This is a genomic window from Streptomyces sp. NPDC051576, assembly GCF_040681835.1.
Lineage (GTDB): Bacteria > Actinomycetota > Actinomycetes > Streptomycetales > Streptomycetaceae > Streptomyces.
Window position 1 is genome coordinate 31,663 of the sequence record NZ_JBFAZO010000004.1, and the last position, 25,353, is coordinate 57,015.

Consider the following 25,353-nt stretch of genomic DNA (forward strand, 5'->3'; position numbering starts at 1 on the left):
CGGGCGGCGGTGCTCAGTTGTTGGACGGGCTGAGCACCGCGGGCCTGCGGGACGCGATGACCCTGCGCGCAAGGGACTTGGGGCTGGTGAGGAAGCCGTAGCCCCACGACATGTGCATGGTGGCGAGGGCGACGGGGATCTGGAGGCGGGCCTTGAGGGACAGTCCCCTGCCCGCCGGCAGTGAGCCGAGCGCGATCGCCGCGAGGTAGCCGCCCGGGATCAGGAAACCCCAGGGCGTCAGTGCCGCGCCGACCACGATCCCGGCCGCGATCGCGCACACGGCGGTCGGCGGGGCGAGGTAGCGCAGGTTGATGGAGCCCTCGTGGTAGCGGGCGACGACGTGCCGCCAGCGGCCGTAGTCCTTGTACTGCTTGGCCAGCGCCTTCACGCTCGGCCTCGGGCGGTACGACACCTTCAGTTCCGGCGAGAACCAGATGAGGCCGCCCGCCTCCCGGATGCGGAAGTTCAGCTCCCAGTCCTGGGCGCGGATGAACTCCTCGTTGTAGCCGCCCTGTTGCTCAAGCGCCTCGCGCCGGAACACCCCGAGGTAGACCGTCTCGGCGGACCCGGCCTGGCCTCCCGTGTGGAAGGCCGCGTTCCCGACGCCGATCTTCGAGGTCATCGCGGCGGCGACCGCGTCCTCCCAGGCGTTCTCGCCCTCGGCGTGCATGATGCCGCCGACGTTCTGCGCGCCGGTCTCCTCCAGGAGCCGTACGGCGGTGGCGATGTAGTTCGGCGAGAGCATGCCGTGGCCGTCGACGCGGACGACGATCGGATGGCGCGAGGCCTTGATCGCGGCGTTGAGGGCGGCGGGCGTGCGGCCGGCCGGGTTCGGGACGGTGTGCACACGCTTGCTTTTAAAAGATGCAGTTTCGGCGACCAGCTCGGCCGCGATCTCGTCCGTGCGGTCCTTCGAGGGACCGAGGGCGAGCACGACCTCCATCTCGCCGGCGTACTCCTGCGCGAGGATCGCTTGGACGGCTCCGCGCAGATGCCGCTCCTCGTCGAGGACGGGCATGATCACAGAAACGGCGGGGAGTCGCACGTCGGGCTTGGCGTTCATAGGGGGCTCACGTTACCGCGAACGGGGGACACCGCTGCGCCCGCCCGGGGCGGCGGCCGTGGTCGCAGATCGTATGGGCCTACGGTGCTCAAGATCCCACGTTCGGCCCTCGCGGAGGTGTCCCCCATGCCCACGCCGCCCCGCCGCTCCCCCGCCGCCCGCCCACCTCAGCGCCGCCCACGGCCCCCCGTACGGCCGAAAAAGCCGCGTTGGGCCATGCGGGCGGCGACGACGCTGTCCGTGGTCGTCCTCGCCGCCGCCGGGATCGGGCACGCGGTGGTCACCAGCCTCGACGCGGACATCGCCCGCGTCGACCCCTTCAAGGACATGAAGAACCGGCCGCGGGCGGGCAACGGCATGAACGTCCTGCTGGTCGGCACCGACGGCCGGGACCAGATCACCGAGGAGGAGCGGCACAAGTACCACCTGGGCGGCGCGCCCTGCCACTGCACCGACACGATCATGATCGTGCACATCTCGGAGGACCGGGAGCGGGCCAGCGTGGTCAGCCTGCCGCGCGACTCGTACGCCGAGGTGCCCGGGGGCGCGGGCCGTTCCGCGCACCCCATCAAGATCAACGCGGCGTACGCCGAGGGCGGTCCCAACCTCACGGTCCAGACCGTCGAGAACATGACCCACGTGAAGATCGACCACTACCTGGAGGTCGACTTCACCAGCTTCATGCGCACGGTCGACGTCCTCGGCGGCGTGAAGATCTGCACCGCGGAACCCCTGAAGGACTCGTACACAGGTCTCGATCTCCCCGCCGGCACGCACACGCTGATGGGCGGACAGGCGTTGCAGTACGTCCGCTCCCGGCACGTCGACGGCGCCTCCGACCTGGGCCGGATGAAGCGCCAGCAACGCTTCCTGGCCGCCCTGATCGACCAGGCCACCTCCTCCGGGGTGCTGCTGAACCCGCTGAAGTTCCGTGACGTGACCCGGGCCGTGCTCGGCTCGGTCCGCGCGGACAAGGGCTTCGGCACCGACGAACTCCTCGACCTGGGGCGGGCGATGCGCACCTTCTCCCCGTCCTCCTCCGAGTTCACCACGGTGCCGATCGGGCAGATGGGATACGTCGTCAAGGGCATCGGTTCCACCCTGAAATGGGACGAGTCCAAGGCGGCCAAGCTCTTCCAGACCCTGCGCGACGACAAGCCCCTGACCGTGCACCGGGCGCCGCGCGCGGGCGCCGTGAAGGTGGACGTGGCCCCGCAGCAGATCCAGGTCCAGGTGGAGAACGGCACGTCGACGGGCGGTCTCGGCAAGCGCGTGGACGCGGCCCTGGCGGCAACCGGCTTCCGCACGACACACCTGCCGGTGAGCGCGCCGGACCACTCCGTACGACGGACGGTCGTCGCCTACGACCCCCGCTGGGACCGTTCCGCGAAGTCCCTCGCGGCGGCGCTGCCCGGGAGCGAGCTGCGGGCGGTGAAAGGGCAGGGGCCGGTACTGAAGGTGATCGCCGGGAGCGACTTCAAGCAGGTCACTCGGGTGCGGGCGACGGATGTGCAGCAGGGGGAGTTCGGGGTGGTGACGGGGGATGAGGTGGGGTGTTCGTGAGCGTTGGATATGGCTGGGGGCGGGGGCGCGGTCGGGTGTCCGTGAGCGTTGGATGCGGCTGGGGGCCGGGGGCGGCGGATTGCTCCCTATGCGAGGGGTGGCCGGTGATGCGGGGCGCAGCCGGTTGTCCGTGACCGGACGCTGCAGGTGACGGGGCACGGCCGGTAGTCCTGACGGGACGCGGCTGGTGACGGGGTGCGGTCTGCTGTCCGTGACCGGAGGCGGCTGAGGGCGGGGCACGGCCGACTGCTACCCACCGGACGCGGCCAGTGAGGGAGGCGCGGTCGGCTGTTCGTGACCAGACGCGGCAGGTGACGGGGCACGGCCGGTAGTCCGTAGCCGGAGGCGGCCGGTGGCGGAGGCGCGGCCGACTGCTACCGGCCGCACGCAGCCGGCGACGGAGCCACGACCGGCTGCCCCGACCACACGCGACCCGCGACGCAGGCGTAGCCCGTTGCCCCCCGACCACACGCAGCCGGCGACCGGGTCAGTCGTCCAACCCCTCCGCCGCCCGCTTCTCGCGCAGTGCCATGATGGCGCGGCGGCGGGACAGGCGGTGGGTGCGGCGGATCTGGGCCTCCTGGTAGCGGCGCTCGTCGCGCTCGGTCTCCGGGATCACCGGGGGCACCGCGCGCGGCTTGCCGTCGGCGTCGACGGCGGCGAAGACCAGGTACGCCGAGCCGACCTGGGTCGCGGGGGTCGACTCGTTCCACCGCTCGGCCAGGACCCGTACGCCGACCTCCATGGAGGTCCGCCCGGTCCAGTTGACCTGGGCCTTCACATGGACGAGGTCGCCGACGCGGACCGGTTCGAGGAACGCCATCTCGTCCATGGACGCGGTGACGGCCGGTCCGCCGCTGTGCCGCCCGGCGACGGCGCCCGCCGCGTCGTCGACCAATTTCATGATCACACCGCCGTGCACCGTGCCCAGAAGGTTCGTGTCGTTGTGGGTCATGATGTGGCTGAGCGTGGTCCGGGAGGCGGACACCGGCTTGCCCGGCAGGTCTGTCATGGACTTCACCTTATGCCGGGCGGACATCTGCGGACTTTGTGTTGGCTTCGCAACAGCAGTGCCCTGATTTTCCTACGACCCTTGTAAAGGACATGGTCGCAACCTGCACACTGGGGCCCATGAACGATTGGCCCGAGGGATGGTCCGGCGACAACCGCGGCGGTAACCAGTACGGACGCGGCAGCGCGAACGCACAGCCGGAGAGCGCACGTGTGATGCGCCAGGTACGACGCGGCCCGCAGGCCCCGCCGTACGGCGCCGGGGTCCCGCCGCAGCCGTCGTACACGGGCGGCCAGGGCTATGACGACGGCCAGAACGGCTACGGCCAGGGCGGCTACGACAACGGTTACGACAGCGGCTACAACACCGGCCAGGTCTACGGCGGTGGCGGTCCCGGCGGACCGGAGGGGCCGGACGACGGCCGGGGTCCCCGGCGCGCGCCGAACTGGCGCCGCCGTATCAAGTGGACCGCGATCACCCTGGTCACCCTGTTCGTCGTGACCTCCGTGGCGACCTACTTCTGGGCCGACTCCAAGCTGAACCGCGACGTCGACCTCTCGAAGGTGATCGACCGGCCGGAGGCGGGCGACGGCACGAACTACCTGATCGTCGGTTCCGACAGCCGCGAGGGGCTGACCGCCGCCGAGAAGAAGAAGCTGCACACCGGCTCCGCCGAGGGCAAGCGCACGGACTCGATGATGATCCTGCACGTGGGCGACAGCGGCGACACCCTGATCTCGCTGCCGCGCGACTCGAACGTCACGATCCCGTCGTACGTGGGCTCCACCTCGGGCAAGACGTACCAGAACACGGGCCGCCAGACGAAGCTCAACGCGGCGTACGCGGAGGACGGGCCGACGCTGCTGGTCCGCACCGTCGAGTACAACATGGGCCTGCACATCGACCACTACGTCGAGATCGGCTTCAACGGCTTCGCGGACATCGTGGACGCGGTCGGCGGTGTCACCATCGACATCGACAAGGGCTTCAAGGACTCGTACTCGGGCGCCGACTTCAAGGCGGGCAAGCAGACGCTGAACGGCGAGGAGGCCCTGGCCTTCGTCCGCACCCGCCACGCGTTCGCGGCCTCCGACCTCCAGCGCACGAAGAACCAGCAGAAGTTCCTGTCGGCCCTGGCCCACCAGGTGGCCACCCCCGGCACCCTCATGAACCCCTTCAAGCTCTACCCGACCCTCGGGGCCGGCCTGGACTCCCTCTCCGTCGACAAGGACATGTCGCTCTGGGACCTGGCGTCCATGTTCTGGGCGATGAAGGGCGTCAGCGGCGGCGACGGCACATCGATGAACATGCCGATCTCGGGCTCCACCGGCGGCAACCTCGTCTGGGACAAGGCGAAGGTCAAGACGCTGGTGAACGAGCTGAACAACGACCAGAAGGTCACGGTCTCGGGCAACTGATCGCGACGAGTCCGCCGACCGACCATCGCGGCTTCCGACCCGTAAACGGCCGGAAGCCGCGATGACGTGTGGCGCGGTGCCCCGGTTCCATGGCGGCATGTTGTTACGACGATGTCCTCACGGAACCTGGGAAATCGCCCACGAGTTACCCCACCCCGCGCTGCGCACCTCGGTCAGGCACTACCGCGGCTACCGGATCTCGACCGGCCTCCCGCGCTCGCGCCGGGAACTTCCGCACGGCGAGGTGACCCTTGTCCTCGGGTTCACCGGAGAGCTGCGGATCTGGACCCCGGACCGCGGCCCGGCCGAGCCGACCCGGCACGGCTCCCTGCTGACCGGGCTGCGCACCGACACCGTCATCGGCCGGCACGACGGCGGGGTGAGCGGGGTGGAGATCGTGATGTCCCCCTGGTCTGCCTTCACGATGTTCGGTGTCGACATGCACGAACTCGCCTTCACCCACACCGACCCGTTCACCCTGCCGGGCCGCTCCCTACGGCCGTTGGCCGACGCCCTCGCGAACACTCCCGGCTGGGCGGCCCGGTTCGCCCTCCTCGACCGGGAGTTGACGCACAGACTGGCGGCGGGGAGCGGGTGCGCGCCGCAGGCCCTGCGCGCCTGGCGGCTGCTGCTCGGGTCCGGCGGGACGACACCGGTATCCGTTCTCGCGGCCGAGGTCGGCTGGAGCAGACGCAGGCTCTCCGACGCGTTCAAGGAGCAACTCGGGCTGATGCCCAAGGCGATCGGGCGGGTGATCCGGCTCCAGCACTCGCTGCGGCTGCTGACCTCGGGGGTGGCTCCGGCCCGGGTCGCCGCCGAGTGCGGGTTCTACGACCAGTCGCATCTGGCCCAGGAGTTCCAGCGGATGGTGGGCTGCACGCCGGGCGGCTTCCTCGCCGCTCGGCGCGCGGACGCGGCCGGGCCGCCGGTCGAGGACCGCTCACGGGGGAAGGTCACCAGCGTGTTGGCCGGAGCGCTCTGACCGAGGACGATTCTCGGCCGGTATCGAGCCTCGCGCACTTTTTTCCAATAGCCGTGGCACACCCCCCTGGCACGCTTCTCACGCACAACGGCATGTCCGCACGGCAATGACATGCCCACGTCACGGCACTTCACAGTACGTCGCAGTTGTGATGCCCCGGCCCACGGGACCGGGGTCACCGACGCAAGGGGGAAGAAATGAAAGCACTACGCGGAACCGGGATGACCAAGTTCGCGGTGGCGTCCGCCTTCGCGCTCGCCGTCGCGGCCGGGGCCGGCACCACGGCGCACGCGGCGACCGACTCGGCGGCGGCGCCCACCGCGCAGACCCAGTTCTGTCCGTACCAGACCGGGTACGCGTGCTTCTGGGTCGACAACTACAAGGGCGGCACCATGGGGAAGGTCGCCGGCAACAACACGAACTACATGAACCTCACCAACAGCAGCGGCTGCACCAAGTACCCCGGCACCTGGAACGACTGCATCAGTTCCCTGGAGAACCAGGGCACCCAGTGCACGGTCTACTTCTGGACCGCCGCCGGCTACAGCGGCTACTGGCACAGCGTGGCGCGCTACGACTCGATCTACGACTTCGGCGTGGACTACGGCGACGCCGCGTTCAACGACACGATCAGCTCCAACCACTGGTGCACGTCTTCGTGACCGAGGTGAAACGACTCCTCTGCGGGCTCCTCACCGGGCTCGTGGTCATGGCGGGCCCGGCCGGCTGCACCTCCCGGCCGGCCGGGTCCGGCCCCACGACGGCACCTGCCGCGCCGACCGTGTCGATGACCGACCTGGCCACCCGCTCCGGCGGCTGGCCCGCGGGGGCGGGCGCGCTGCAGACGGCCACCGACGTGCTCGAACAGAGCTGCATGAAGGCCGCGGGCTTCGCCTTCCCCGCCCGCCCGGCGGTACGACTCCCGGTTCCCGAGGACGAGTCGGCGGCGATCGGACTCACCAAGCGCAGGACCCAGGGCTACGGACTGGCCGTGCGGAACGACGCCGACGCCCGCGAGCCCGTGAACCACTCCTACGAAGCGCTCTCCACCGTCGCCAAGAAGCGGTACCAGGACGCCGACGTGGGCGCGGGCGCCCCGCACACCACCGTGCGGCTGTACGGCAGGGCGACGGCATCCGTGCCGACGGACGGCTGCGTGGCCGAGAGCCGGGCACGGCTGGCCGGCGACGTGAAGACCTGGGCCCGCCTCACATACATCCCCGAACAACTCGACGAACGCCTGACCCAGGAGGCCGCGCGGGACCCCCGCTACCTGCGCGCGCTGGACGCGTGGCGATCCTGCATGACCACACACGGCCTCCACTACACCTCCCCCACCGAGGCCGTCACCGCCCTGCGCGAGCGGTACGCGAAGGAGGGCGTGACCGAGCGGCTCAAGCGCGACGAGATCAACGTCGCGGTGACGGACGGCAGTTGCGCCACCCGAACCCACCTGCCGACCACCCTCCTTCACGTCCGCCGAGCCCACGTCACCCAACTCCCGCCCACGGACCGGGCCTTGCTCGCGACGCTGGACCACAGCAACAGGGTCGCGGTGGCACGGGCGGGGGTGGTGCTGAAGAGGAACAGGTGAGGTCAGCGAGTGACGGGCCGGGCCGTGCCCCACCCGAGCAGCGCCCGGTGCGGAAGCGCCAACTCCCCTCCCCCACCATCGAATTCAGCACTCAGCGACTCGTAGTGCCGCCTGATCCGTACGACCGCCTCGGGCTCCTGCGAGCCGACGATCCACCCGATGGTGGCGACCCCGCCGGCCGCGCCGCCCCACCACTCGTCGACGGTGGCGCCGTGGTCCCACTCCAGTTCAGCGACCCGACCGTCATGGAAACCGGCCTCCGTGAGCAGCGCCGCAAGCCCGTCCGCCGTACGGTCGAAGTCCTCATCCGGATCGAGCCGCGGCAGGTCCGCGGGCACCACGGCGCCCGCCGCCGCGAGGGCCCGTCCGAACAACTCCTGCCCGGCACCGCGCCGAGCGCCCCACAGCGTCAGCGCGACCCGCCCACCGGGCTTGAGCACCCGCCGCAACTCGGCGAGGGCGGCGCGGGGACGGCCGACGTGATTGATGACGAAGTTGCCCACAACGGCATCGAACTCGCCGTCGGGGAAGGGCAGTTCGGGCAGTACGGCAACCCTCGCCTCAACTCCCCCGGCCCGCGCCGCGTCCACCATCCCGGCATCGGCGTCCACGGCACACACCCGGGCGCCCCGCGCCAGCGCGGCCATGGCCGCTGTACCGGTTCCGGTGCCGACGTCGAGGACGTATGTGCCCTCCTCGACCCCGGCCGCGTCGAGCAACTCCCCTACGGGGTGGGCGCAGAGGCGCGCGAAGCTTGCCGCGTAGGCGTTGGCGCGGCCGGTCCACATGGCGCGTTCCGCGGTGTCGAAGGCGTTCGTCGAATCGGCTGCATCGATCAGGCTCATGGGGCTCAGCCTGCCCCAAAGGATTGAGGGGTGCCCGCCTTGGGTGCCCCAGCCGCAGGGCAGGTGGCCACCGGCTCGCCGCCAGGCGAACCGGAACACCTGCGACGCACGGGATCGGGGACTTCTCTATGGTGGTGCGGACGTCCTGACATCATGGATTGCGGAGTCGAAGTAGATGAGCTGGAGGCCGAGTTGCGCGAAGTCGTCTACCTTTCGGTCGGGAAGTTGCAGCAGTTCCTGCCGACGTCGCGCCGTGTGTCGAGGGTAGGTGCGCTGCGGCTGACCACGCCGCTGGGCGGTGTCGACCTCGACGCGCCTGCTCCCGATGACGCCCGCAGCCGCTTGCGGCACCTCCAACAGGTGGACAACTACCTGTCGACGGTGGCCCGGTGGTTCGGCGAGCCTGGCGTGCGGCCAGGCCAGTGGGTCCGGTTCGAGGCACCATTGCGTTGCGTGACACTCAAGGGCGAGTACCAGCACCTGGTGCTCTTCGCCGACCCGAGCCCCAGCGAAGAGCCGGAGTATGAGCGCACGACCGGCTTCAGACTCTTGATGCACGGCTCGGTACGCCACCTGGTTGGCCAGGCGCCAGTGCCGGTCGCCGGACCGCCGCTGGAGGAACTCGGCGGAGGAGCTGACAGCGCTGGCACGATGTTCATGACCAACGCGGGTCATGTCGTCAGGACGCTGGCAGAGGAGTCCGGTCAGACAGCGGCTGCTTCCTCAGCGGACGCGTCGCCCGATCGAAACGGCGTACACGATCTGCTCCAGGCAATCGACAAGCGGACGCCGGCAGGAACCGCAGCCTGGATGCGCGGATATGCACGCGTAACGGCCCTCCTCCCAGCCAGCAACGCCTACGCCCAGTGCCTCGTCGCCAGCCCGCTCGCCGTGGAATACGCACACGAGCTGTCGTGACCGCCAGAAGCCCCTGCGGCTTCACCCGCCCACCTCGAACCAGAGCAGCTTCCCCCCGCGACGCTCGAACAGGCCCTCTCCCAGCGACCAACCTCCCCAGCAGTTGGCGTACTCCTGGACGAGAAACAGGCCACGCCCACCGTGGACGTCCGCCGGAGGGAGCGGGACCCGGCCACAGGGCGGCTCGCCAAAAGGTGCGGGGATCCGGGGGTGACTGTCCCAGACGCCCACCCGCAGGCGCCCGTCCGCGAGCGCACTCAGGCGGAGGGAGGCGGGGCCGCTGGTGTGGAGGTAGGCGTTGGTGACCATCTCGGACGTCAGCAGTTCGACGGCGTCCAGGAGTTCACCCCTTCCGTGTCCGGTCAGGGCGGCACGCACTGTCATACGCGCGACACGTGCCGCACGGGGGTCGCGGGGCAGGCGGAGGGCATACGCCCAGGTGTCGTGCGGGGATACGGTGACCATGAATGGCTCCTACGGTGGAGAGCTTGGTTCGCTCGAAGACCCGGTCGGGCGGTGGCAGTGCCGCGCGCGGGCAGGATGGCGCGGTGCGCTTCCGGCTTATGGGCCGGGGGTTGAGCGGCTTGGGTTTCACCATAGACTTCAACTGCTGAAGGTTTTGCAGAATCCAGCAAATACTTCAGCAATACGCCTCGTGTGGGTGACCACCACGTCAGGTGCAGGAAACGGAGTGAGTACATGGCCCCGAGGCCCGCCCCCACGGCACGCCGCCTCCGGATCGGCGTAGAACTGCGCCGACTACGGGAGCGCGCCGGCATGACCGCTGCCGCAGCCGCCACGTCCCTGGGTACGACCCAGGCCCAGATCAGCAACATCGAGGCCAATCGCTTCGGCATCAGCGCGGATCGCGTACGCACGCTCGCCCATATCTACGGCTGCACGGACCAACCCCTGGTAGACGCCCTCGCTGTCATGGCCGCGGACCGTACGCGTGGCTGGTGGGAGGAGTACCGCGACACGCTGCCGCCCCGTCTCCTCGACCTGGCCGAGCTGGAACACCACGCCACGGCACTCCGCGTGACCCAGGTCATCAACATCCCCGGCCTGCTCCAGACACCCGAACACGCCCGCGCTCTGTTCCGCGAAGCGGTTCCCGCCCTGCGCCCCCACGAGATCGAGTACCGCATCTCCCACCGCATCAAGCGTCAGGCCATCCTCTACCGCGAGCAACCACCGCCGTACACGGCGATCGTCCACGAAGCGGCCCTGCGCATGCAGTTCGGCGGGCGGGAGGTGGCCAGGGCCCAGTTGCGTCACCTCACCGAAGTCAGCGAGCAGCCCGCCGTCATCCTCCGCGTCATCCCCTTCAACGGCACCTCGTTTCCCACCACCGGCCACGCCGTCGACTACTTCCACGGCCCGGTCCCCGCCCTCGACACCGTCGAGGTGGACACCGCACATGGCAGCGAACTCATCGATGGGGCAGGACGACTGGAGATGTACGGGCTCGTCCTGGATCGCATGGAGGCCGTCGCCCTGAAGCCCGCGCCTTCGCTCGACCTCATCCGCCGCATCGCCCAAGACATCTGAGAGACGGACCATGACCGAACCGACTTGGCAGAAATCGACCTACAGCGAACAAGGCTCCGCCTGCGTCGAGATAGCCCCCACCCCGACGGGCATCCACATACGCGACTCCAAGAATCCCACCGGCCCCCACCTCACCCTCCGGCCCACGGCCTGGGCGGACTTCCTCTCGCAACTCCGCCGCTGAGTCCGCCCACCCGGCGCGCAAGTTCTCGCAAGTTCCTGGCTTCCGTTCGGCGTTGGACACAAGATCGAGCACGGAGGCCCAACTGCCCCAGCTACAAGGGAGACAGCGATGGCTCTGATCAAACTTGGCCAGGATCCCGAGAGCCCGGACGGCAAGTCGCCCACGATTTACCTCGACGACGAGAAGGACACGTATCTGGTGCAGGGCTGGAAGGTGGTCGACGAGGACCGGCGTTCGCGGCTGGACCTTCCCGGACACGAGGACGTGATCGAGATCCCGAAGCGCATGGTGCGGTTTTTTCCGGAGGTGACGAACGGTGGCGGTGCCAACTCTTGAGGACCGGCTGAGGAACTGCACCCGTTCCGCCGTCCATCTGGAGATGCGCGACGAGTACATGCCCTCCGACCCGCGGTTCGCCGCCTGGCGGGACGGGGCGCGAAACGATCCCGCCGACAGCGATCCAGAACGTCGTCCGTGGCTACGGCTCATCGTCGGCCTCGTTGCCCAGGGGGTTGAGGTGCGCAGGGCTCGGATCGTCTCCGAGCCGGTGTCGGACTACATCCGGTTCGAACACCATCTGACCGGACCCACCTTGCAAGCAGGCGAGCAAGTGCGCTGGCTGCCCCGGCGTCGCGCATCCGGGCTGGCCCTTCCCGGCAATGACTTCTGGCTCTTCGACGACACCTCGGTCGTCTTCCACCACTTCGCAGGTGATGGCGAACTCGCGCCAGACGACGAGGAGTTCACCGATGATCCGGCCGTCGTGAAGTTGTGCGCCAATGCCTTCGAGGCGGTCTGGGCCCAGGCGGTACCACACGCGGACTACAAGCTCGCCTGATCCACGACCTCAGCGTGACTTCATCCGGCGTTCAGCAGGCACGGCAGGCCCTTGGCCGGCGTCTTCGCGAGATCCGTAAGGACGCCGGTCTCACGGCACGGGAGCTGGCCAGGCTGGCCGGCTGGCACGAGTCCAAGTGCTCACGGCTTGAGAACGGGCACGCACACCCGTCCGACGCCGACATCCGGACGTACACGACGCTCTGCGCCGCCCAGGATCAGACCGCCGACCTTGTGGCTACGGCACGCGGCATAGAAGGCGCCTACGTCCAGTGGCGGCGCATGGAACGTGCGGGCCTGCGGCGCGTCCAACAGTCCGTGGCGCCTCTCTTCGAGCGCACCCGCCGCTTCCGTGTCTACCAGTCCTGGGTGATCCCCGGCCTGCTTCAGTCGGCCGCCTACACCCGCGCCGTACTGAGCACCGTGGCCCAACTCCGAGACGTGCCCGACGACATCGACGACGCGGTGGCGGTCCGGATGGACCGGCAGCAGGTCCTGTACACCGGCGACCACCGGTTCGCCATGCTCGTCGAGGAATGGGTACTGCGCACGGTCATCGGCAGCGACGAGACCATGGCCGGAGCACTGGGCCACCTGATCTCTGTCGCGTCGCTCCCTTCCGTCAGCCTGGGGGTCATCCCGCTGGGCACACCACGCGGCGCTGGATGGCCTGTCGAGTCGTTCACCATGTACGACGAGGCACAGGTCAACGTGGAACTCGTCTCCGCACACCTGACGGTCACCCAACCCGGCGAGATCGCGGAGTACGGGATGGCGTTCGCCGAGCTATCCACCATCGCCGTGTACGGCACAGCGGCCAGGTCGCTCATCACCTCCGCCATCGACGCCATCGGGTGATCGCCGCGCAAGCTCTTGCAAGTTCGTAGAGCCCGGCACTCGCCCCTTCCTACGGTCGGCACATCGACGCGGAGCGGATCGAGAGGGTGCGGGTGCGATGAGCGAGACCACGGCGCAGGACACCGAATCGGCTGACCGTCTGGGCAGCAGTGAGGCCCGACAGTTCCTCTCCCGTCTGTCCGGAGCATTCGGAATGGACGGCGTGCTCGTGGTGCGGAAGACCGGCCCCGGCCCCGAGGGCGCCGATCTGGCGCCCAGTTCGGCTTTGTGCTGGCCCCGTTGCGAGTGCGGGAGCCCCAAGTGCCCCGACCACAAGCCCCGCCCGGCAGGGGCGGAGGCGGCCACCTATGGCCGCGATCAGTTGAGCAGGAAGGTGCAGTGATGCTGGACGGAACCGACTTGTACGCACTCGACATCGACGCGGCCTCCTTCGTGAAGGCCTGCGGCGGACCGTGCACGGAGGGGTGCGTGACCCTGGCCCGGATCGGCGCGGACGCCTGGGCGTTGGGCGACAGCAAACGGCCGGGGGCACAGCCGCTGAGGTTCACCACGGCGGAGTTGGCTACGGCCGGCATCGACCCGACGCGGTTCGGCCTGAACGTCTGACCCTCTGCTTCAGCCGGGCCGGAACCATCCACGTCCGGCCCGGCTGGCACCTCTCGAAACGGGAACGACTGGTGCACCACCACGGCTACCTGTGGACCGGCCCGAAAGAGCGCTTCGACAACGAGGCCCTGCGGCGGCCGCCGCATCCTAATCTGCCCCCGGACGGGAGCAGGCCCGAACTGATCCAGCGCTATCGCGAGGTGGCGGCCGAGTTTCCAACCGTAGATCTGCCTCCGCTGGAAACGGCGTACTGGCTCGTCAAGCCACGCTCCTTGGTTCGCGGCACCTGGGAAGAGCCCAAGGAGGCCGCGGCCTGGCTCGGGGAGCGACTCGCGGAGTACGCATCCCGGTTCGCCTCCGGGTACGACCGTGACGTCGAGCGTCGGACTGCCTTGGTCAACTCCGTTGCGGAGCAGCTCGGTTGGGGTGCGGATGTCTCACTCGGGTACTACCTGGAGCGCCCCTCGTATCTGTCCCTGGCTGTCGTGACCTGCTCGCCGAACCGGTCGATGCCCCAACTGGTGTGTCCTGGAAGGTAAGCGAACAGCCCCCGGCATCACGCCAGGGGCTGTGCTTTCTCTACCGAGCGGAAAACACCGCGCTACGGCAGGTTCCGCGCCATGACGATCCGCTGAACCTGGTTCGTCCCCTCGTAGATCTGCGTGATCTTCGCGTCCCGCATCATCCGCTCGACCGGATAGTCACGCGTGTAGCCGTACCCCCCGAGCAGCTGGACCGCGTCGACGGTGACCTCCATGGCCACGTCCGAGGCGTAGCACTTGGCGGCCGCGCCCTGGAAGGTGAGGTTCTTGTCGCCGCGTTCGGAGGCGGCCGCGGCCTGGTAGGTCAGGGCGCGGGCGGCCTCGATCTTCATGGCCATGTCGGCGAGCATGAACTGGATGCCCTGGAAGTCGGCGATCGGCTTGCCGAACTGCTTGCGCTCCTTGACGTAGCCCTTGGCGTAGTCGAGGGCGCCCTGGGCGATGCCGAGGGCCTGGGCCGCGATGGTGATGCGGGTGTGGTCCAGGGTCTTCATCGCCGTGGCGAAGCCGGTGCCCTCCGCGCCGATCATGCGGTCGGCCGGGATGCGGACGTTGTCGAGGTAGACCTCGCGGGTCGGGGAGCCCTTGATGCCGAGCTTCTTCTCCGGGGCGCCGAAGGAGACCCCGGGGTCGGACTTCTCCACGACGAAGGCCGAGATGCCCTTCGACCGCTTCTCCGGGTCCGTCACCGCCATCACCGTGTAGTACTCGCTGACGCCGGCGTTGGTGATCCAGCGCTTCACGCCGTTCAGCACGTAGTGGTCGCCGTCGCGGACCGCCTTCGTCTTCATGCCGGCCGCGTCCGAGCCCGCGTCCGGCTCGGAGAGGGCGTACGAGAACATCGCGTCGCCCTTGGCGAGCGGGGTCATGTAGCGCTTCTTCAGGTCCTCCGAGCCCGAGAGGATCACCGGGAGCGAGCCCAGCTTGTTGACCGCGGGGATGAGGGAGGAGGAGGCACAGACGCGGGCCACCTCCTCGATCACGATGACCGTGGCCAGGGCGTCGGCGCCGGTGCCGCCGTACTCCTCGGGTACGTGGACGGCGTGCAGGTCGTTCGCGACGAGCGCGTCGAGGGCCTCCTGCGGGAAGCGGGACTCCTCGTCCACCGCTGCGGCGTACGGCGCGATCTTCGCCTCGGCCAGCGAGCGGATCGCGTCGCGGAGCATGTCGTGCTCCTCGGACGGGCGGTACAGGTCGAAGTCAGCCGATCCGGCCAAGGTCTCTCACGCTCCAAGGACGCTGTGATCACAGTGCTAATTACTGTTAAGTAACCCAAATTTTAGGGGCCTGCCCACAGGAGTGATACGTGAGCTTGGCGACAGGGGGAAAGGTGCCCGTCAGAGCGTCCGACTATGCTCGGGCGCGCATCGCCCGCGTTCACCTTCTGGAGCACTCATGGCCCTCAAGATCACCGTGATCGGCACCGGCTATCTCGGCGCCACGCACGCCGCGGCCATGGCCGAGCTGGGCTACGAGGTGCTCGGTCTGGACATCGTCCCCGAGAAGATCGCGATGCTCCAGCGGGGCGAGGTCCCGATGTACGAGCCGGGGCTTGAGGATCTGCTGCGCAAGCATGTCGCCGGGATCGAGGGGTCCACCGGGCGGCTGCGCTTCACCATGGACTGGGCCGAGGTCGCGGAGTTCGGCGACGTCCACTTCATGTGCACCAACACCCCGCAGAAGCACGGTGAGTACGCCTGCGACATGTCGTACGTCGACCGCGCCTTCGAACTGCTCGCCCCGCACCTCACCCGCCCCGCCCTCGTCGTCGGCAAGTCCACGGTGCCGGTCGGCTCGGCGGACCGGCTGGCCGACTACCTCGCCGCGCACGCGCCCGTCGGCGCGGACGCCGAGCTGGCCTGGAACCCGGAGTTCCTGCGGGAGGGCTTCGCCGTCGAGGACACGCTGCGGCCGGACCGGATCGTGGTCGGTGTGCGCAGCGAGCGGGCCGAGAAGCTGCTGCGCGAGGTCTACGCCGTACCGGTCGGGGCCGGGTCGCCGTTCGTCGTGACGGACTTCCCGACCGCCGAGCTGGTGAAGACGGCCGCGAACTCCTTCCTCGCCACCAAGATCTCCTTCATCAACGCCATGGCCGAGGTCTGCGAGGCCGCGGACGGGGATGTGGTGAAGCTGGCCGAGGCGATCGGGCACGACGACCGGATCGGGAAGAAGTACCTGCGGCCCGGGATCGGGTTCGGCGGGGGCTGCCTGCCCAAGGACATTCGTGCCTTCATGGCGCGCGCCGGTGAGCTGGGCGCGGACCAGGCGCTGACCTTCCTGCGCGAGATCGACTCCATCAACATGCGGCGGCGCGGTCAGATGGTGGAGATGGCGCGCGAGGCGCTCGGCGGCGGGTCCTTCCTGGGCAAGCGGGTCGCCGTGCTCGGCGCGACCTTCAAGCCGGACTCGGACGACGTCCGCGACTCCCCCGCGCTGAACGTGGCCGGCCAGATACACCTCCAGGGCGGCCAGGTCACGGTCTACGACCCGAAGGGCATGGACAACGCCCGGCGGCTCTTCCCGACGCTCGGGTACGCCGACACCGCCGTGGCGGCCGTACGGGGCGCCGATGTCGTCCTGCACCTGACCGAGTGGCGGGAGTTCCGTGAGCTGGACCCGGCGACGCTCGGCGAGGCCGTCCGCGCCCGGGTCGTCCTGGACGGGCGCAACGCGCTCGACCCGGCGCTGTGGCGGAAGGCCGGCTGGACGTTCCGCGCGATGGGCCGACCGACCGCGTAACGCGTTATCGGCAAATCCGGGAGCGAGGTTTTCGGAATTCCGGTGCGGCGGGTCCCGTCGGAATTCCGGGCGGGGGCGGGACGGGTCCGGCTGGGCTTGGCCCCGGGGCGGACGTGCGACCTGTCGCGCAGTCTGCCGCGCCTCGCCGTGCTGTCCGCCCCGGAGCCCGCCCCGGGGCCCGCTCCTGAGCCCGCCCTGCAGGGGCGCACCAAGTGGCATATACCAACTCTGCGATTCCGTGGACCGAGTTCGAATTCAATTCGAGTAATGTGTGGGAATAGCCCTGCCGTCTACCCGCATTCTTCACAGTCGCATTGTGTGGAATAGCGTCGGTGTCGTCCGTTCTCACAGTCGGGCGCCCCCCGAAAGAGAGCTAGGCAACAGACGGTTAACTGACCCGTAGTCACGGGGAATCCGCACACCACTCCACTGGTTCGCGTTCGCCGCATTCCGCGGTCGGATTGACCTGAGCATGCCAGGAGTGTGTGATCATGCCCTTGTTCCGCCGGGCGGAGTGGCCGAGAGATCACCGTGACGAGCTGGTCGCGGGCGCGCTGGTCGGTGCCGTGGTGATCGTGCTCGGGTACGCGTCGGGCATCGGCGCCCCGAGCGCCTCCGGCGAGGCCGCCGCCCCCGCCGCCACTCCCCCCGCCGTCACGGCACCGGCGGCCACCATGCCGGTTCCGGGCGCCTCCGACGCGCAGGGCTCGGGGGCTCAAGTCCCGGGCGACACAGGGGTGTTCCCGGTGTCCGAGGGCGGGACCGGCACGGGCTCCGGCCTCGGTACGGGCCTGGGAACCGGACCGGGCCAGGGCACCTTGCCCACCGCCACCACCCCCACTTCCCCGTCCCCTGCCTCCCCGTCCCCCACGTCCTCCCCGTCCGGTTCGCCGACCGCGGCGCCCCCCGCCGACAGTTGCGCGGACGGTGAGGTGCACCTCGTGCAACCGCTGCTCGGCGGGCTGACTCAGACCCTCTTCGGCGTCCTCGACGGCGCGGACGCCGAAGAGCCCACCGCGCAGGCCTCCCCGTGCATCGGACTCGCCCCGCTCGGCAGCCTCCTGGGCGCATCCGCATCCACCCCCACCTCCACCTCCGCCACCGCGTCCCCGTCGCCGGAGGCCACCCCGTGACGACCGTCCACCGCTCTCTGCTGGTCCTGCTCTCCGCCCTCCTCCTCGGCCTGCTCGGCACGACCCCGGCCGCCGCCCACACCGAACTGGTCAGCTCCACGCCGAAGGACGGCGCCCGGTCGGCGAAGGCCCCGGACCGTCTCACCCTCGTCTTCGACGAGCCCGTCGACCTGGCCGACGTACGCGTCATGACCCCCGACGGCGATCGGCTCCCCGTGAGCCGGGTGCCGGGCAGGGGAAGCGCCACGGTGCGCGTCGCCCTCCCCCGCGCCACCGGGGACACCCTCTCCGTCACCTGGTCCGTGATCGACGAGGAGGACGGCCACGCCACCTCCGGCCGGCTCACCTTCGGTATCGGCGCGCGGGCCACCCAGGACCGCGGCGACGAGGCCACGGCCGCTCCCGCACCGTCCCCCTCGGTGCGCAGGGGCCTCGTCGCCGCTCGCTGGGCCGGCTATCTCTCGCTGGCCCTGTTCGTGGGCGGGCTCGCCTTCGTCGCGCTGCTCTGGCCGCGCGGCGCGGGCGAGCCGCGGGCCCGGGTGCTGCTCGGGCTGGCCTGGACATGCGGGCTGCTGTCGGCCGTCGCGGGGCTCGGACTGCAGGGCGCGTACGCCGATCTCGGCGGCCTGCGGGACGCGCTGCGCCCGGCGACGTACGCCGACGTCCTGACCACCGGGCCCGGTCTCGCGCTCGCGGCCCGAGGCCTGCTGTGGGTGCTCGCAGCCGTGGTGCTGGCGGCGCTGTTGCAGGGCGGTGCGCGTACGGCCCGGTCGCCCGGCTGGCGGGTGGGCGCCGTCGCGGTGGGCCTCGGGCTGCTCCGGTCGACCGGCATGGCGGGCCACAACTCGGAGGGCAGCGAGCCCAGTTGGGGCGCCGTCGCCGACCTCGTCCACCTGCTCGGCGTCTCCCTCTGGATCGGCGGCCTGGCCATGCTCACGGTGGCCGTGCTGCCGCGCCGCGAGGCCGGCGAACTGGCTGCCGTGGTGCCCGGCTACTCGAAGCTGGCCGCCGTGAGCGTCACGGCGATCGTGGCCGCCGGTCTGGTGCTCGCCTGGCAGATCGTGGGGTCGTTCAACGCCCTGCTGCACACCTCGTACGGGCATCTGCTGCTGCTCAAGACGGGCGTCCTCGCCGTCGTGCTCGTGGCTGCCTGGTGCAGCCGCCAGTGGACGCGGACGCGTCTCGATCTCGCCGTGCTGCTGCGCGGCGACGCCGCCACCGTGCGGCCCTTCGGTTACTCGGTCGCGGCCGAGACGGGGCTCGTCCTCGTCGTGCTGGCCGTCACGAGTCTGCTGGTCACGGCCGATCCCGGCCGCTGAACTCCCGTAAAATACAAAGGAGTTGCATTGAAACGCACTGAAGAGACCGGTGACCGGCGGCGCAGCCGACCGGTCGGCAACCGGGCCCTGCTGGTCGCCGGGCTCGGCGCGGCCCTCGCGGCCGTCCTCAGCCTGGGGCTGCTGCAGGCGGCCACCGGCAGCACCACCACCTCGGACACGGCGGCGGGCGCGGCTCAGGCGCCCGCGGCGGCCGAGGTGCAGAACGCGGCAGCCGCCACGCCGGACTACCAGGTGAACATCTCCAACTACCAGTTCGGCGACGGCAAGCAGCTCGTCGTCAAGGTCGGCGACACGGTCCAGTGGACCAACAAGGACAGCGCGCCGCACACGGTCACCACGACCAGCGCACCGGTGAAGTTCGACTCCGGCACCCTGAACCAGGGCGACTCGTGGTCGTACACGTTCACCAAGGCCGGGACGTACGAGTACTACTGCGCCGTGCACCCGGACATGGTGGCCTCCGTGAAGGTCGTCGCCGACGACAGCGGCGGCACGGGCGGCGGTACGACGCCCACCGCCACGCCGACCACGGCACCGAGCGGCACGCCCACGGCCACCCCCACGGCCTCGCCGACCGGTATGCCGATGCCCACCGACACGGCGACCGCCAGCCCCGCCCCCACCGCCACGTCGACCGGGTCCAGTGGCGGCAGCACCCAGTGCACCAGCGTCCAGGACGTGCTGCTGCCGATCCTCCAGCACATCAACACGGCGCACCTGGAACGGTCTCCGGCCCAGCAGGTGCAGGACGCGCTCGCGCTCGACTCCTACATCAAGATGCACACGGTGTGGGTCGAGACCATCCTCAAGCCCGTCACCGACGGCGGGGGCACGGTCCTCGACAACACGCTCAGTGTGCTGCTCAACCACATCAACAAGGCACACCTGGAGGAGTCGCTCGGACAGCAGATCACCGATCTGCTCGACGTCGACAGCTACGTGAAGATGCACACGGTCTGGGCCGAGCAACTGCTCACGCCCACCGAGGACTTCGTCACCGGCAGCTGCTGACGCGGTCCGCGACGGGACAAGGACGCCGGTCCGGCCGAGGCTCAGTCGGCCGGACCGGCGCCCGCTCATTCTCCACGCTTTCGCCTCCGCTCCGGACCTGATTTCCAAGGAGACCAGGATGACAACCGTCACCCTCCCCGCCGTCCCGCCCCCGCCCGAGGCGCGCGCCGGGGCCCGCCGACTGCCCCTGCCCGGCGAGTACACCGTGGCGCCCGGCCGCTCGCTCGTCGAACTCACCGCCTGGTACGGCCCGTTGCCCACCCTGCGCCGCCGCATCGCCCTCGCCGACGCTTCCCTCACCGTGCCCGAGGACACCGAACTCCCCTTGTTCCGCTTCGAGTTCGACGACCCGCGGCTCACAGCCACGCTGGCCTCCGAGCAGGTGGAGTCCTTCGCCGGAGGTCGCCGACTGCAATTGTCCGGCGACCTCGGTATCGACGGGACCGCCTTCCCCGTACTGCTGCGGCTGCGCGTCGTCGAGCACACGGACGACCGGCTCCTCGTCGTGGGTACGGCCGCTCTGCCGTACCGGCTGCTGCGGCGCGCCACGGGTTTCCGGGCCGCCCGCCCCGCCACGCGGCTACGGCTGCTGGTCGCCGCGGAGTTCGCATGAGGGCGGCCGGGCGGGCGGCGCTCGGCGCCGTACTCGCCCTCCTCGGCCTGTCGGCTCTGCTGGTGCTGCCCGCCGGGCAGGCGTCGGCCGCGTCGTACCACGTGCTGATGAAGGGGTACGCCTTCTCGCCCGCGGCTCTGACGATCACCGCCGGCACCACGGTGACCTGGACCAACGAGGACACCGCCCCACACGACGTGAAGACCACCTCGGGTCCGGTCGCGATCCACTCACCCATGCTGAGCAAGGGCCAGAGCTGGAGCTTCACGTTCACGACGGCCGGGTCGTACGGCTATGTCTGCACCGTCCATCCGAACATGACGGCCCAGGTGGCGGTGAAGGCGGTGGCGGCGCCGACCCCGGCGGCCCCCACGACGCACGAGCAGCAGCACCAGCACACGACCGTGCCGAGCCGGACCGCCACGGCGAGGACGCCCTCGCACACCTCCTCCTCGTCTCCCCCTCCCGCGATGTCGATGCCCGCCTCCTCACCGACCCCCGCCGCCGCGGCGGCCGCACCGGCGTCACCCACCGCCGCACCGCAGACCGGACAGCTCCAGCAGGCCGCGTCGACGTCCCGTCCGCTGGATCCGTTGCTGGTGCTGGCCGGGCTGGTGGCGGGAGTGGCCGTGATGTGTCTGCTGCTGGTGGGGTCACGGGCCGCTCAGGCGAGCGGGGGTGAGACGACGAACTAGGCCGTTTCTCCGGCCTGCCGGGCGCGGTACGTCCGCATCTTCGCGCGCGCCCCGCACACCGCCATCGAGCACCAGCGGCCCCGGCCCGCCGGGCTGCGGTCGTAGTACGCCCAGTGGCAGGTCGGGGCCTCGCAGGCCTTGAGGCGGGGCCAGGTGCCGGCGACGAGGGACCCGGCCACTGCCACCGCGACGCGGGAGAGCAGGGGTTCCCCGTCGGCGGGGGTGAGGTGCGCGGCGCCGTCGTGGGCGTCGACCGTGACCAACAGCGGGGCGTGCGCGAGGAGTTCGCCGAGCGGGGTGGTCTCCCGGTGCGGGGGGTGGCCCGCGTGGGCGAGGAGGGCGGCGCGCAGGGACTCGCGGAGTTCGCGGGCGGGCGGCACCTGGTGTGCCGTGAGTCCGAAGCGCGCCCGGCCGTCCTCGGTGTCGAGTTCGTCGGCGCCCGACTCGATGTCCAGCGTGTTGACCAGGGCCTCGATCAGGGCCAGATCGCCGGGCGCGGGAACTCTCTCACTCATGCTTGCGACGTTACCCCCAATGCGGGAGCATGCAGTAACCGTTACCTCTTCATCACACCTATAGGTAACAGCGAGGAGTTCGTCATGGCCATCGCCAAGCTGGGCCAGGTCGTCCTGGACTGCCCCGACCCGCGCGCGCTCGCCGCCTTCTACGCCGAGATCCTGGGCGGCGCGGTGGAAGAGGAGGGCGAGGGCGACTGGGCGGACCTGAACATCCCCGGCGGACAGTCGCTCGGCTTCCAGAAGGCCCCGGGACACGTACCGCCGAAGTGGCCGGCGCCCGGCGACTCGCAGCAGTTCCATCTCGACCTGACCGTCGAGGACCTGGACGCGGCCGAGAAGGGCATCCTGGCGCTGGGCGCGCGACCGCTGGACACCGAAGACCGCGCCCGTACCTGGCGTGTGTACGCCGACCCGGCCGGGCACCCGTTCTGTCTCTGCGCCTGCTGACCCGATCCTGGAGGACCCCATGTCTGCCGTCGCACGTTTCCGCTCGACCGTGATCGACTGCCCGGACCCGCACGCGCTGGCCGAGTTCTACGCCGGTGTCCTGGGCGGCACGCCCCACGCCGCCGACGACGAGTGGGTCGTACTCGACATCCCTGACGGGCCGCGGATCGCCTTCCAGCGGGTGGCGGAGTACACCCCGCCCCAGTGGCCGCGCGCGGACCGGCCGCAGCAGTTCCACCTCGACTTCGACGCCGGGTCGACGTGGGAGGAGATCGAGGCGGCCGAACAGAAGGTACTGGCGCTCGGCGCGCGGGAGTTGCACCGGGAGGACAAGGAGGACTTCCGGGTGTACGCCGATCCGGCGGGGCATCCCTTCTGCCTCTGCCGGATCGACCACCCGTAGCCGGGGTGGTCAACCGTCCAGCTCGGCGATCTTCGCCGTCGACGGCTCGCGGCGCTGCTGGGCGGCGCGGGCCGTGAAGTCGGCGCTGCGCAGGACGCGTTGGACGTTGCCCCAGCTCAGCAGGGCGAGGTCGGGCTCGGGCCAGCCGCGGTGGAGGAGTTCGGCGAAGAGGCTCGGGTAGCAGGAGGCGTCGGCGAGTTCCCGCGGGTGGGCGGTGCCGGCGTCGTACGTACCGGACAGGGCGACGCACTCCGGGCCCGCGAGCTTGCGCACATGGTCGAGGTGGTCGGCGACGTCCCGGACGGACGGGCCGGTCTGCTCGGCGGTGAGCGGCACCATGCACAGACCCCTGGCGGCGCCGACCGCGGCGAGGAGCGCGTCGGAGAGGTTGGCCGGGTGCGGGCGCAGGGTGCGGGCGGCGGAACGGGTGAACAGGACCGGTGCCTTCGAGGCCGCGAGGGCACGGCGGATCGTCTCCTCGGAGGCGCCGGAGAGGTCGGCGAGCACACCGAGCCGGTTCATCTCGCGGACGACCTCCTCCCCGAACCGGGTCAGCCCGGCCTCGCTCGCCCAGGACACCCCCGACAGCGTGAGGACCCGTAGACCCAGCGCGTGCAGGGAGCGCAGGATGCCCAGCGAGTCGCCGAGCGCCGGGGCTCCGGCGGGGCCGAGCAGCACGGCGATACGGCCGCAGTTGCGCACGTCGGTGGTCTGGCCCGCGGTGTACGCCAGGCGCAGGCCCTCGGGGTGGGCACGGACCACCGTGTTCACCAGGTCGAGCTGCTCCAGGGTGGCGCCGACCGCCCGGTCCCCGGCGAGCCCCTCGGGCAGGTGCAGGGACCAGAACAGCGCGCCGACATGGCCCTCACGCAGCCGAGGCACATCGGTGTCCACGGAATTCTCCCCCAGCTCCAGGTCGAACCACGGCAGGTGGCGCAACGCCCACGGCAGCCCGCTGTAGCCGTCGGCGACCGGGTGCGCGGCGAGGATGGCGTGGGCGCGCTCCAGCGGGGCCGCGGCCGGGTCGGAGACGGGGTCGTACGGTTCCGCGGTGTCCGGCGGGAAGGGCCCGGCGGGAAAGGGCTCATGGACCAAGTCGTCGAGCTCGCCGACCTCGGTCGTCGCGTGCGGGTGGTCCTGGAGGTCGGCCATGGCGGGCTCCGTACGTCGTTACGGCAGTACGGTCACCGTCGCACGCCGACGAGGGGGCTTCCTGGTGGGCGGGGCGTTCGGGGTACGGGGCGGGGCAGCGCTCGCGCGCCGGTCGCACCGACCGCCCCGCCCCGGATCCACCGTCCCGTCAGCCGTCCAGCGACTCGATCGTCGCGTTCGACGGCCCCCGCGTCACCCGAAGCTCCCGCGCCACGTCCTCCGCCGCGCCCAGCACCCGCACCGCGTTCCCCCAAGTCACCTTGGACAGATCGGACTTGGACCAGCCGCGGTCCAGCAGTTCGGCGATCAGGTTCGGGTAGCCGGAGACGTCGTTCAGGCCGTCGGGGGTGAAGGCCGTGCCGTCGTAGTCGCCGCCGATGCCGAGGTGGTCGACGCCCGCGGCCTCGCGCATGTGGTCGAGGTGGTCGGCGACCGTGGCGACGGTGGCGACCGGGCGCGGGTTGAGTTCCTCGAAGGCGCGGTGCACCTTCATCGCCTCGGTGGTGGTGTCGAGGTGGTGCAGACCGTGCGCGCGCATGTTCTCGTCGGCCGCGGCCGTCCAGTCCACGGCCGCCTGGAGCACGAACTTCGGCACGAACGTCACCATCGCCATGCCGCCGTTGGCGGGGAGGCGTTCCAGCACGTCGTCGGGGATGTTGCGGGGGTGGTCGCACACTGCCCGGGACGAGGAGTGCGAGAAGATCACCGGGGCCGTCGACGTGTCGAGCGCGTCGCGCATCGTCGTCGCCGCCACGTGCGAGAGGTCGACGAGCATGCCCTCGCGGTTCATCTCCCGCACGACCTCACGGCCGAACGCCGACAGTCCGCCGACCCCCGGTTCGTCCGTCGCCGAGTCCGCCCACGCCACGTTGTCGTTGTGGGTGAGCGTCATGTAGCGGACGCCGAGGGCGTACAACTGCCGCAGCGTGCCGAGGGAGCCCGCGATCGAGTGCCCGCCCTCCGCGCCCATGAGGGAGGCGATACGGCCCTCCGCGCGCGCCGACTCCATGTCCGCCGCCGTCCGCGCGGGCGCCAGGTCCTGCGGGTAGCGGGCCAGCAACTGCCGTACGCAGTCGATCTGTTCGAGCGTCGTCGGCACCGGGTCGGGCAGGTCCGAGCGGACGTACACCGACCAGTACTGCGCGCCGACGCCGCCCTCGCGCAGGCGCGGGATGTCGGTGTGCAGATGGGCGTTCTGGTGGACGGCGATGTCGCGGGCGTCGAGGTCGTAGCGGACCTGCTCGCGCAGCGCCCACGGCAGGTCGTTGTGACCGTCGACGACCGGGAACTCGCGGAGCAGGTCCCGGGCTTGCTCCAGAGAGGTCATCG

At 70.4% G+C, this 25,353-nt stretch carries 30 protein-coding genes; 22 read left to right on the forward strand and 8 right to left on the reverse strand.

Annotation, left to right across the window (positions count from 1 at the left end):
- Nucleotides 1-13: 13 nt before the first annotated feature.
- Complete coding sequence (locus AB0M63_RS13765) at nt 14-1,063, reverse strand: glycosyltransferase family 2 protein (protein ID WP_355908638.1); 1,050 nt, start codon at nt 1,061-1,063, stop codon at nt 14-16.
- 126 nt (nt 1,064-1,189) lie between these two features.
- On the opposite strand from AB0M63_RS13765, the gene AB0M63_RS13770 reads away from it, so the two are divergent.
- Nucleotides 1,190-2,626 carry an LCP family protein gene (locus tag AB0M63_RS13770; RefSeq protein WP_366019512.1) on the forward strand — a complete coding sequence of 479 codons (1,437 nt, stop codon included), beginning with the start codon at nt 1,190-1,192 and terminating at the stop codon, nt 2,624-2,626.
- Between the two features lie 487 nt (nt 2,627-3,113).
- Here AB0M63_RS13770 and AB0M63_RS13775 read toward each other — a convergent pair whose 3' ends face one another.
- Nucleotides 3,114-3,665 (reverse strand): acyl-CoA thioesterase, encoded by a 552-nt coding sequence (locus AB0M63_RS13775; RefSeq protein ID WP_366019513.1) that lies wholly within the window; start codon nt 3,663-3,665, stop codon nt 3,114-3,116.
- Nucleotides 3,666-3,757: 92 nt separating this feature from the next.
- Here AB0M63_RS13775 and AB0M63_RS13780 point away from each other — a divergent pair, with 92 nt between their 5' ends.
- The 4 genes from AB0M63_RS13780 (at nt 3,758) to AB0M63_RS13795 (ending at nt 7,632) form a co-directional block, all read left to right on the forward strand.
- Complete coding sequence (locus AB0M63_RS13780) at nt 3,758-5,056, forward strand: LCP family protein (RefSeq protein WP_355908629.1); 1,299 nt, start codon at nt 3,758-3,760, stop codon at nt 5,054-5,056.
- Nucleotides 5,057-5,153: 97 nt separating this feature from the next.
- Nucleotides 5,154-6,038: a helix-turn-helix transcriptional regulator gene (locus AB0M63_RS13785; protein WP_366019514.1), complete on the forward strand. Its 885-nt coding sequence runs from the start codon at nt 5,154-5,156 to the stop codon at nt 6,036-6,038.
- 221 nt (nt 6,039-6,259) lie between these two features.
- Nucleotides 6,260-6,700: a peptidase inhibitor family I36 protein gene (locus AB0M63_RS13790; protein ID WP_366019515.1), complete on the forward strand. Its 441-nt coding sequence runs from the start codon at nt 6,260-6,262 to the stop codon at nt 6,698-6,700.
- The gene (locus AB0M63_RS13795) at nt 6,697-7,632 is read left to right on the forward strand and encodes a hypothetical protein (RefSeq protein WP_366019516.1); all 936 of its coding nucleotides are present in this window, start codon (nt 6,697-6,699) and stop codon (nt 7,630-7,632) included. Before AB0M63_RS13790 ends, AB0M63_RS13795 begins: the two co-directional genes overlap by 4 nt.
- A gap of 2 nt (nt 7,633-7,634) precedes the next feature.
- On the opposite strand, the gene AB0M63_RS13800 is transcribed toward AB0M63_RS13795, so the two are convergent.
- A complete protein-coding gene (locus tag AB0M63_RS13800) occupies nt 7,635-8,477 on the reverse strand; it encodes a class I SAM-dependent methyltransferase (protein WP_366019517.1) in 843 nt (280 codons plus the stop codon).
- A 192-nt stretch (nt 8,478-8,669) separates the two neighbouring features.
- Here AB0M63_RS13800 and AB0M63_RS13805 point away from each other — a divergent pair, with 192 nt between their 5' ends.
- Nucleotides 8,670-9,395 carry an SAVMC3_10250 family protein gene (locus AB0M63_RS13805; RefSeq protein ID WP_366019518.1) on the forward strand — a complete coding sequence of 242 codons (726 nt, stop codon included), beginning with the start codon at nt 8,670-8,672 and terminating at the stop codon, nt 9,393-9,395.
- 21 nt (nt 9,396-9,416) lie between these two features.
- Here the strand turns inward: AB0M63_RS13805 and AB0M63_RS13810 are convergent, their stop codons facing one another.
- Nucleotides 9,417-9,860 (reverse strand): ATP-binding protein, encoded by a 444-nt coding sequence (locus AB0M63_RS13810; protein ID WP_355908611.1) that lies wholly within the window; start codon nt 9,858-9,860, stop codon nt 9,417-9,419.
- 234 nt (nt 9,861-10,094) lie between these two features.
- Here AB0M63_RS13810 and AB0M63_RS13815 point away from each other — a divergent pair, with 234 nt between their 5' ends.
- From AB0M63_RS13815 to AB0M63_RS13850, 8 genes are all read left to right on the forward strand, one after another.
- The gene (locus tag AB0M63_RS13815; RefSeq protein WP_355908608.1) at nt 10,095-10,946 is read left to right on the forward strand and encodes a DUF5753 domain-containing protein; all 852 of its coding nucleotides are present in this window, start codon (nt 10,095-10,097) and stop codon (nt 10,944-10,946) included.
- 10 nt (nt 10,947-10,956) lie between these two features.
- Nucleotides 10,957-11,130, forward strand: a complete 174-nt coding sequence (locus AB0M63_RS13820; RefSeq protein WP_366019519.1) for a DUF397 domain-containing protein — start codon at nt 10,957-10,959, stop codon at nt 11,128-11,130.
- A gap of 108 nt (nt 11,131-11,238) precedes the next feature.
- Nucleotides 11,239-11,466 (forward strand): hypothetical protein, encoded by a 228-nt coding sequence (locus AB0M63_RS13825; protein ID WP_366019520.1) that lies wholly within the window; start codon nt 11,239-11,241, stop codon nt 11,464-11,466.
- A 43-nt stretch (nt 11,467-11,509) separates the two neighbouring features.
- Nucleotides 11,510-11,968 (forward strand): DUF6879 family protein, encoded by a 459-nt coding sequence (locus AB0M63_RS13830; RefSeq protein ID WP_366019521.1) that lies wholly within the window; start codon nt 11,510-11,512, stop codon nt 11,966-11,968.
- A gap of 14 nt (nt 11,969-11,982) precedes the next feature.
- Nucleotides 11,983-12,825 carry a helix-turn-helix transcriptional regulator gene (locus AB0M63_RS13835; protein WP_366019522.1) on the forward strand — a complete coding sequence of 281 codons (843 nt, stop codon included), beginning with the start codon at nt 11,983-11,985 and terminating at the stop codon, nt 12,823-12,825.
- A 97-nt stretch (nt 12,826-12,922) separates the two neighbouring features.
- Entirely contained in the window at nt 12,923-13,207 is a 285-nt protein-coding gene (locus AB0M63_RS13840) for a hypothetical protein (RefSeq protein ID WP_355908593.1), read from the forward strand.
- The gene (locus tag AB0M63_RS13845) at nt 13,207-13,431 is read left to right on the forward strand and encodes a DUF397 domain-containing protein (RefSeq protein ID WP_355908590.1); all 225 of its coding nucleotides are present in this window, start codon (nt 13,207-13,209) and stop codon (nt 13,429-13,431) included. Before AB0M63_RS13840 ends, AB0M63_RS13845 begins: the two co-directional genes overlap by 1 nt.
- A gap of 71 nt (nt 13,432-13,502) precedes the next feature.
- A complete protein-coding gene (locus tag AB0M63_RS13850) occupies nt 13,503-13,970 on the forward strand; it encodes a hypothetical protein (protein ID WP_355908587.1) in 468 nt (155 codons plus the stop codon).
- 62 nt (nt 13,971-14,032) lie between these two features.
- On the opposite strand, the gene AB0M63_RS13855 is transcribed toward AB0M63_RS13850, so the two are convergent.
- Nucleotides 14,033-15,190 (reverse strand): acyl-CoA dehydrogenase, encoded by a 1,158-nt coding sequence (locus tag AB0M63_RS13855; RefSeq protein WP_366019523.1) that lies wholly within the window; start codon nt 15,188-15,190, stop codon nt 14,033-14,035.
- Between the two features lie 178 nt (nt 15,191-15,368).
- Here AB0M63_RS13855 and AB0M63_RS13860 point away from each other — a divergent pair, with 178 nt between their 5' ends.
- The 6 genes from AB0M63_RS13860 to AB0M63_RS13885 all read left to right on the forward strand — a co-directional run bounded on the left by AB0M63_RS13860 (nt 15,369) and on the right by AB0M63_RS13885 (nt 21,504).
- Complete coding sequence (locus AB0M63_RS13860) at nt 15,369-16,712, forward strand: UDP-glucose/GDP-mannose dehydrogenase family protein (RefSeq protein WP_355908582.1); 1,344 nt, start codon at nt 15,369-15,371, stop codon at nt 16,710-16,712.
- 491 nt (nt 16,713-17,203) lie between these two features.
- Nucleotides 17,204-17,845, forward strand: a complete 642-nt coding sequence (locus AB0M63_RS13865; RefSeq protein WP_366019524.1) for a hypothetical protein — start codon at nt 17,204-17,206, stop codon at nt 17,843-17,845.
- Nucleotides 17,842-19,164: a copper resistance protein CopC gene (locus tag AB0M63_RS13870; protein ID WP_366019525.1), complete on the forward strand. Its 1,323-nt coding sequence runs from the start codon at nt 17,842-17,844 to the stop codon at nt 19,162-19,164. The genes AB0M63_RS13865 and AB0M63_RS13870 overlap by 4 nt, the downstream gene beginning before the upstream one ends.
- A gap of 27 nt (nt 19,165-19,191) precedes the next feature.
- Complete coding sequence (locus AB0M63_RS13875; protein WP_366019526.1) at nt 19,192-20,196, forward strand: plastocyanin/azurin family copper-binding protein; 1,005 nt, start codon at nt 19,192-19,194, stop codon at nt 20,194-20,196.
- 118 nt (nt 20,197-20,314) lie between these two features.
- Nucleotides 20,315-20,809: a hypothetical protein gene (locus AB0M63_RS13880; RefSeq protein WP_366019527.1), complete on the forward strand. Its 495-nt coding sequence runs from the start codon at nt 20,315-20,317 to the stop codon at nt 20,807-20,809.
- Nucleotides 20,806-21,504, forward strand: a complete 699-nt coding sequence (locus AB0M63_RS13885; RefSeq protein WP_366019528.1) for a plastocyanin/azurin family copper-binding protein — start codon at nt 20,806-20,808, stop codon at nt 21,502-21,504. The genes AB0M63_RS13880 and AB0M63_RS13885 overlap by 4 nt, the downstream gene beginning before the upstream one ends.
- On the opposite strand, the gene AB0M63_RS13890 is transcribed toward AB0M63_RS13885, so the two are convergent.
- Nucleotides 21,501-22,019: a CGNR zinc finger domain-containing protein gene (locus AB0M63_RS13890; RefSeq protein WP_355908564.1), complete on the reverse strand. Its 519-nt coding sequence runs from the start codon at nt 22,017-22,019 to the stop codon at nt 21,501-21,503. The two genes, AB0M63_RS13885 and AB0M63_RS13890, sit on opposite strands and share 4 nt — an antisense overlap.
- Nucleotides 22,020-22,103: 84 nt before the next feature.
- Here AB0M63_RS13890 and AB0M63_RS13895 point away from each other — a divergent pair, with 84 nt between their 5' ends.
- Nucleotides 22,104-22,469, forward strand: a complete 366-nt coding sequence (locus AB0M63_RS13895; protein WP_366019529.1) for a VOC family protein — start codon at nt 22,104-22,106, stop codon at nt 22,467-22,469.
- Nucleotides 22,470-22,488: 19 nt separating this feature from the next.
- Entirely contained in the window at nt 22,489-22,872 is a 384-nt protein-coding gene (locus AB0M63_RS13900) for a VOC family protein (protein WP_366019530.1), read from the forward strand.
- Nucleotides 22,873-22,881: 9 nt separating this feature from the next.
- Here the strand turns inward: AB0M63_RS13900 and AB0M63_RS13905 are convergent, their stop codons facing one another.
- On the reverse strand, nt 22,882-24,024 hold the full coding sequence (locus tag AB0M63_RS13905) for a dipeptidase (RefSeq protein ID WP_366019531.1): 1,143 nt from the start codon (nt 24,022-24,024) through the stop codon (nt 22,882-22,884).
- 148 nt (nt 24,025-24,172) lie between these two features.
- Nucleotides 24,173-25,351 (reverse strand): dipeptidase, encoded by a 1,179-nt coding sequence (locus AB0M63_RS13910; RefSeq protein ID WP_366019532.1) that lies wholly within the window; start codon nt 25,349-25,351, stop codon nt 24,173-24,175.
- Between the last annotated feature and the right edge of the window lie 2 nt (nt 25,352-25,353).

Coding starts and splice junctions, on each gene's coding strand:
- AB0M63_RS13800 (WP_366019517.1), bottom strand. CDS start 8,477: ATGAGCCTGATCGATGCAGCCGATTCGACGAACGCCTTCGACACCGCG.
- AB0M63_RS13780 (WP_355908629.1), top strand. CDS start 3,758: ATGAACGATTGGCCCGAGGGATGGTCCGGCGACAACCGCGGCGGTAAC.
- AB0M63_RS13820 (WP_366019519.1), top strand. CDS start 10,957: ATGACCGAACCGACTTGGCAGAAATCGACCTACAGCGAACAAGGCTCC.
- AB0M63_RS13865 (WP_366019524.1), top strand. CDS start 17,204: ATGCCCTTGTTCCGCCGGGCGGAGTGGCCGAGAGATCACCGTGACGAG.
- AB0M63_RS13765 (WP_355908638.1), bottom strand. CDS start 1,063: ATGAACGCCAAGCCCGACGTGCGACTCCCCGCCGTTTCTGTGATCATG.
- AB0M63_RS13810 (WP_355908611.1), bottom strand. CDS start 9,860: ATGGTCACCGTATCCCCGCACGACACCTGGGCGTATGCCCTCCGCCTG.
- AB0M63_RS13895 (WP_366019529.1), top strand. CDS start 22,104: ATGGCCATCGCCAAGCTGGGCCAGGTCGTCCTGGACTGCCCCGACCCG.
- AB0M63_RS13830 (WP_366019521.1), top strand. CDS start 11,510: ATGCGCGACGAGTACATGCCCTCCGACCCGCGGTTCGCCGCCTGGCGG.
- AB0M63_RS13785 (WP_366019514.1), top strand. CDS start 5,154: ATGTTGTTACGACGATGTCCTCACGGAACCTGGGAAATCGCCCACGAG.
- AB0M63_RS13890 (WP_355908564.1), bottom strand. CDS start 22,019: ATGAGTGAGAGAGTTCCCGCGCCCGGCGATCTGGCCCTGATCGAGGCC.
- AB0M63_RS13775 (WP_366019513.1), bottom strand. CDS start 3,665: ATGTCCGCCCGGCATAAGGTGAAGTCCATGACAGACCTGCCGGGCAAG.
- AB0M63_RS13885 (WP_366019528.1), top strand. CDS start 20,806: ATGAGGGCGGCCGGGCGGGCGGCGCTCGGCGCCGTACTCGCCCTCCTC.
- AB0M63_RS13845 (WP_355908590.1), top strand. CDS start 13,207: ATGCTGGACGGAACCGACTTGTACGCACTCGACATCGACGCGGCCTCC.
- AB0M63_RS13815 (WP_355908608.1), top strand. CDS start 10,095: ATGGCCCCGAGGCCCGCCCCCACGGCACGCCGCCTCCGGATCGGCGTA.
- AB0M63_RS13840 (WP_355908593.1), top strand. CDS start 12,923: ATGAGCGAGACCACGGCGCAGGACACCGAATCGGCTGACCGTCTGGGC.
- AB0M63_RS13910 (WP_366019532.1), bottom strand. CDS start 25,351: ATGACCTCTCTGGAGCAAGCCCGGGACCTGCTCCGCGAGTTCCCGGTC.
- AB0M63_RS13770 (WP_366019512.1), top strand. CDS start 1,190: ATGCCCACGCCGCCCCGCCGCTCCCCCGCCGCCCGCCCACCTCAGCGC.
- AB0M63_RS13825 (WP_366019520.1), top strand. CDS start 11,239: ATGGCTCTGATCAAACTTGGCCAGGATCCCGAGAGCCCGGACGGCAAG.
- AB0M63_RS13905 (WP_366019531.1), bottom strand. CDS start 24,024: ATGGCCGACCTCCAGGACCACCCGCACGCGACGACCGAGGTCGGCGAG.
- AB0M63_RS13900 (WP_366019530.1), top strand. CDS start 22,489: ATGTCTGCCGTCGCACGTTTCCGCTCGACCGTGATCGACTGCCCGGAC.
- AB0M63_RS13790 (WP_366019515.1), top strand. CDS start 6,260: ATGACCAAGTTCGCGGTGGCGTCCGCCTTCGCGCTCGCCGTCGCGGCC.
- AB0M63_RS13860 (WP_355908582.1), top strand. CDS start 15,369: ATGGCCCTCAAGATCACCGTGATCGGCACCGGCTATCTCGGCGCCACG.
- AB0M63_RS13880 (WP_366019527.1), top strand. CDS start 20,315: ATGACAACCGTCACCCTCCCCGCCGTCCCGCCCCCGCCCGAGGCGCGC.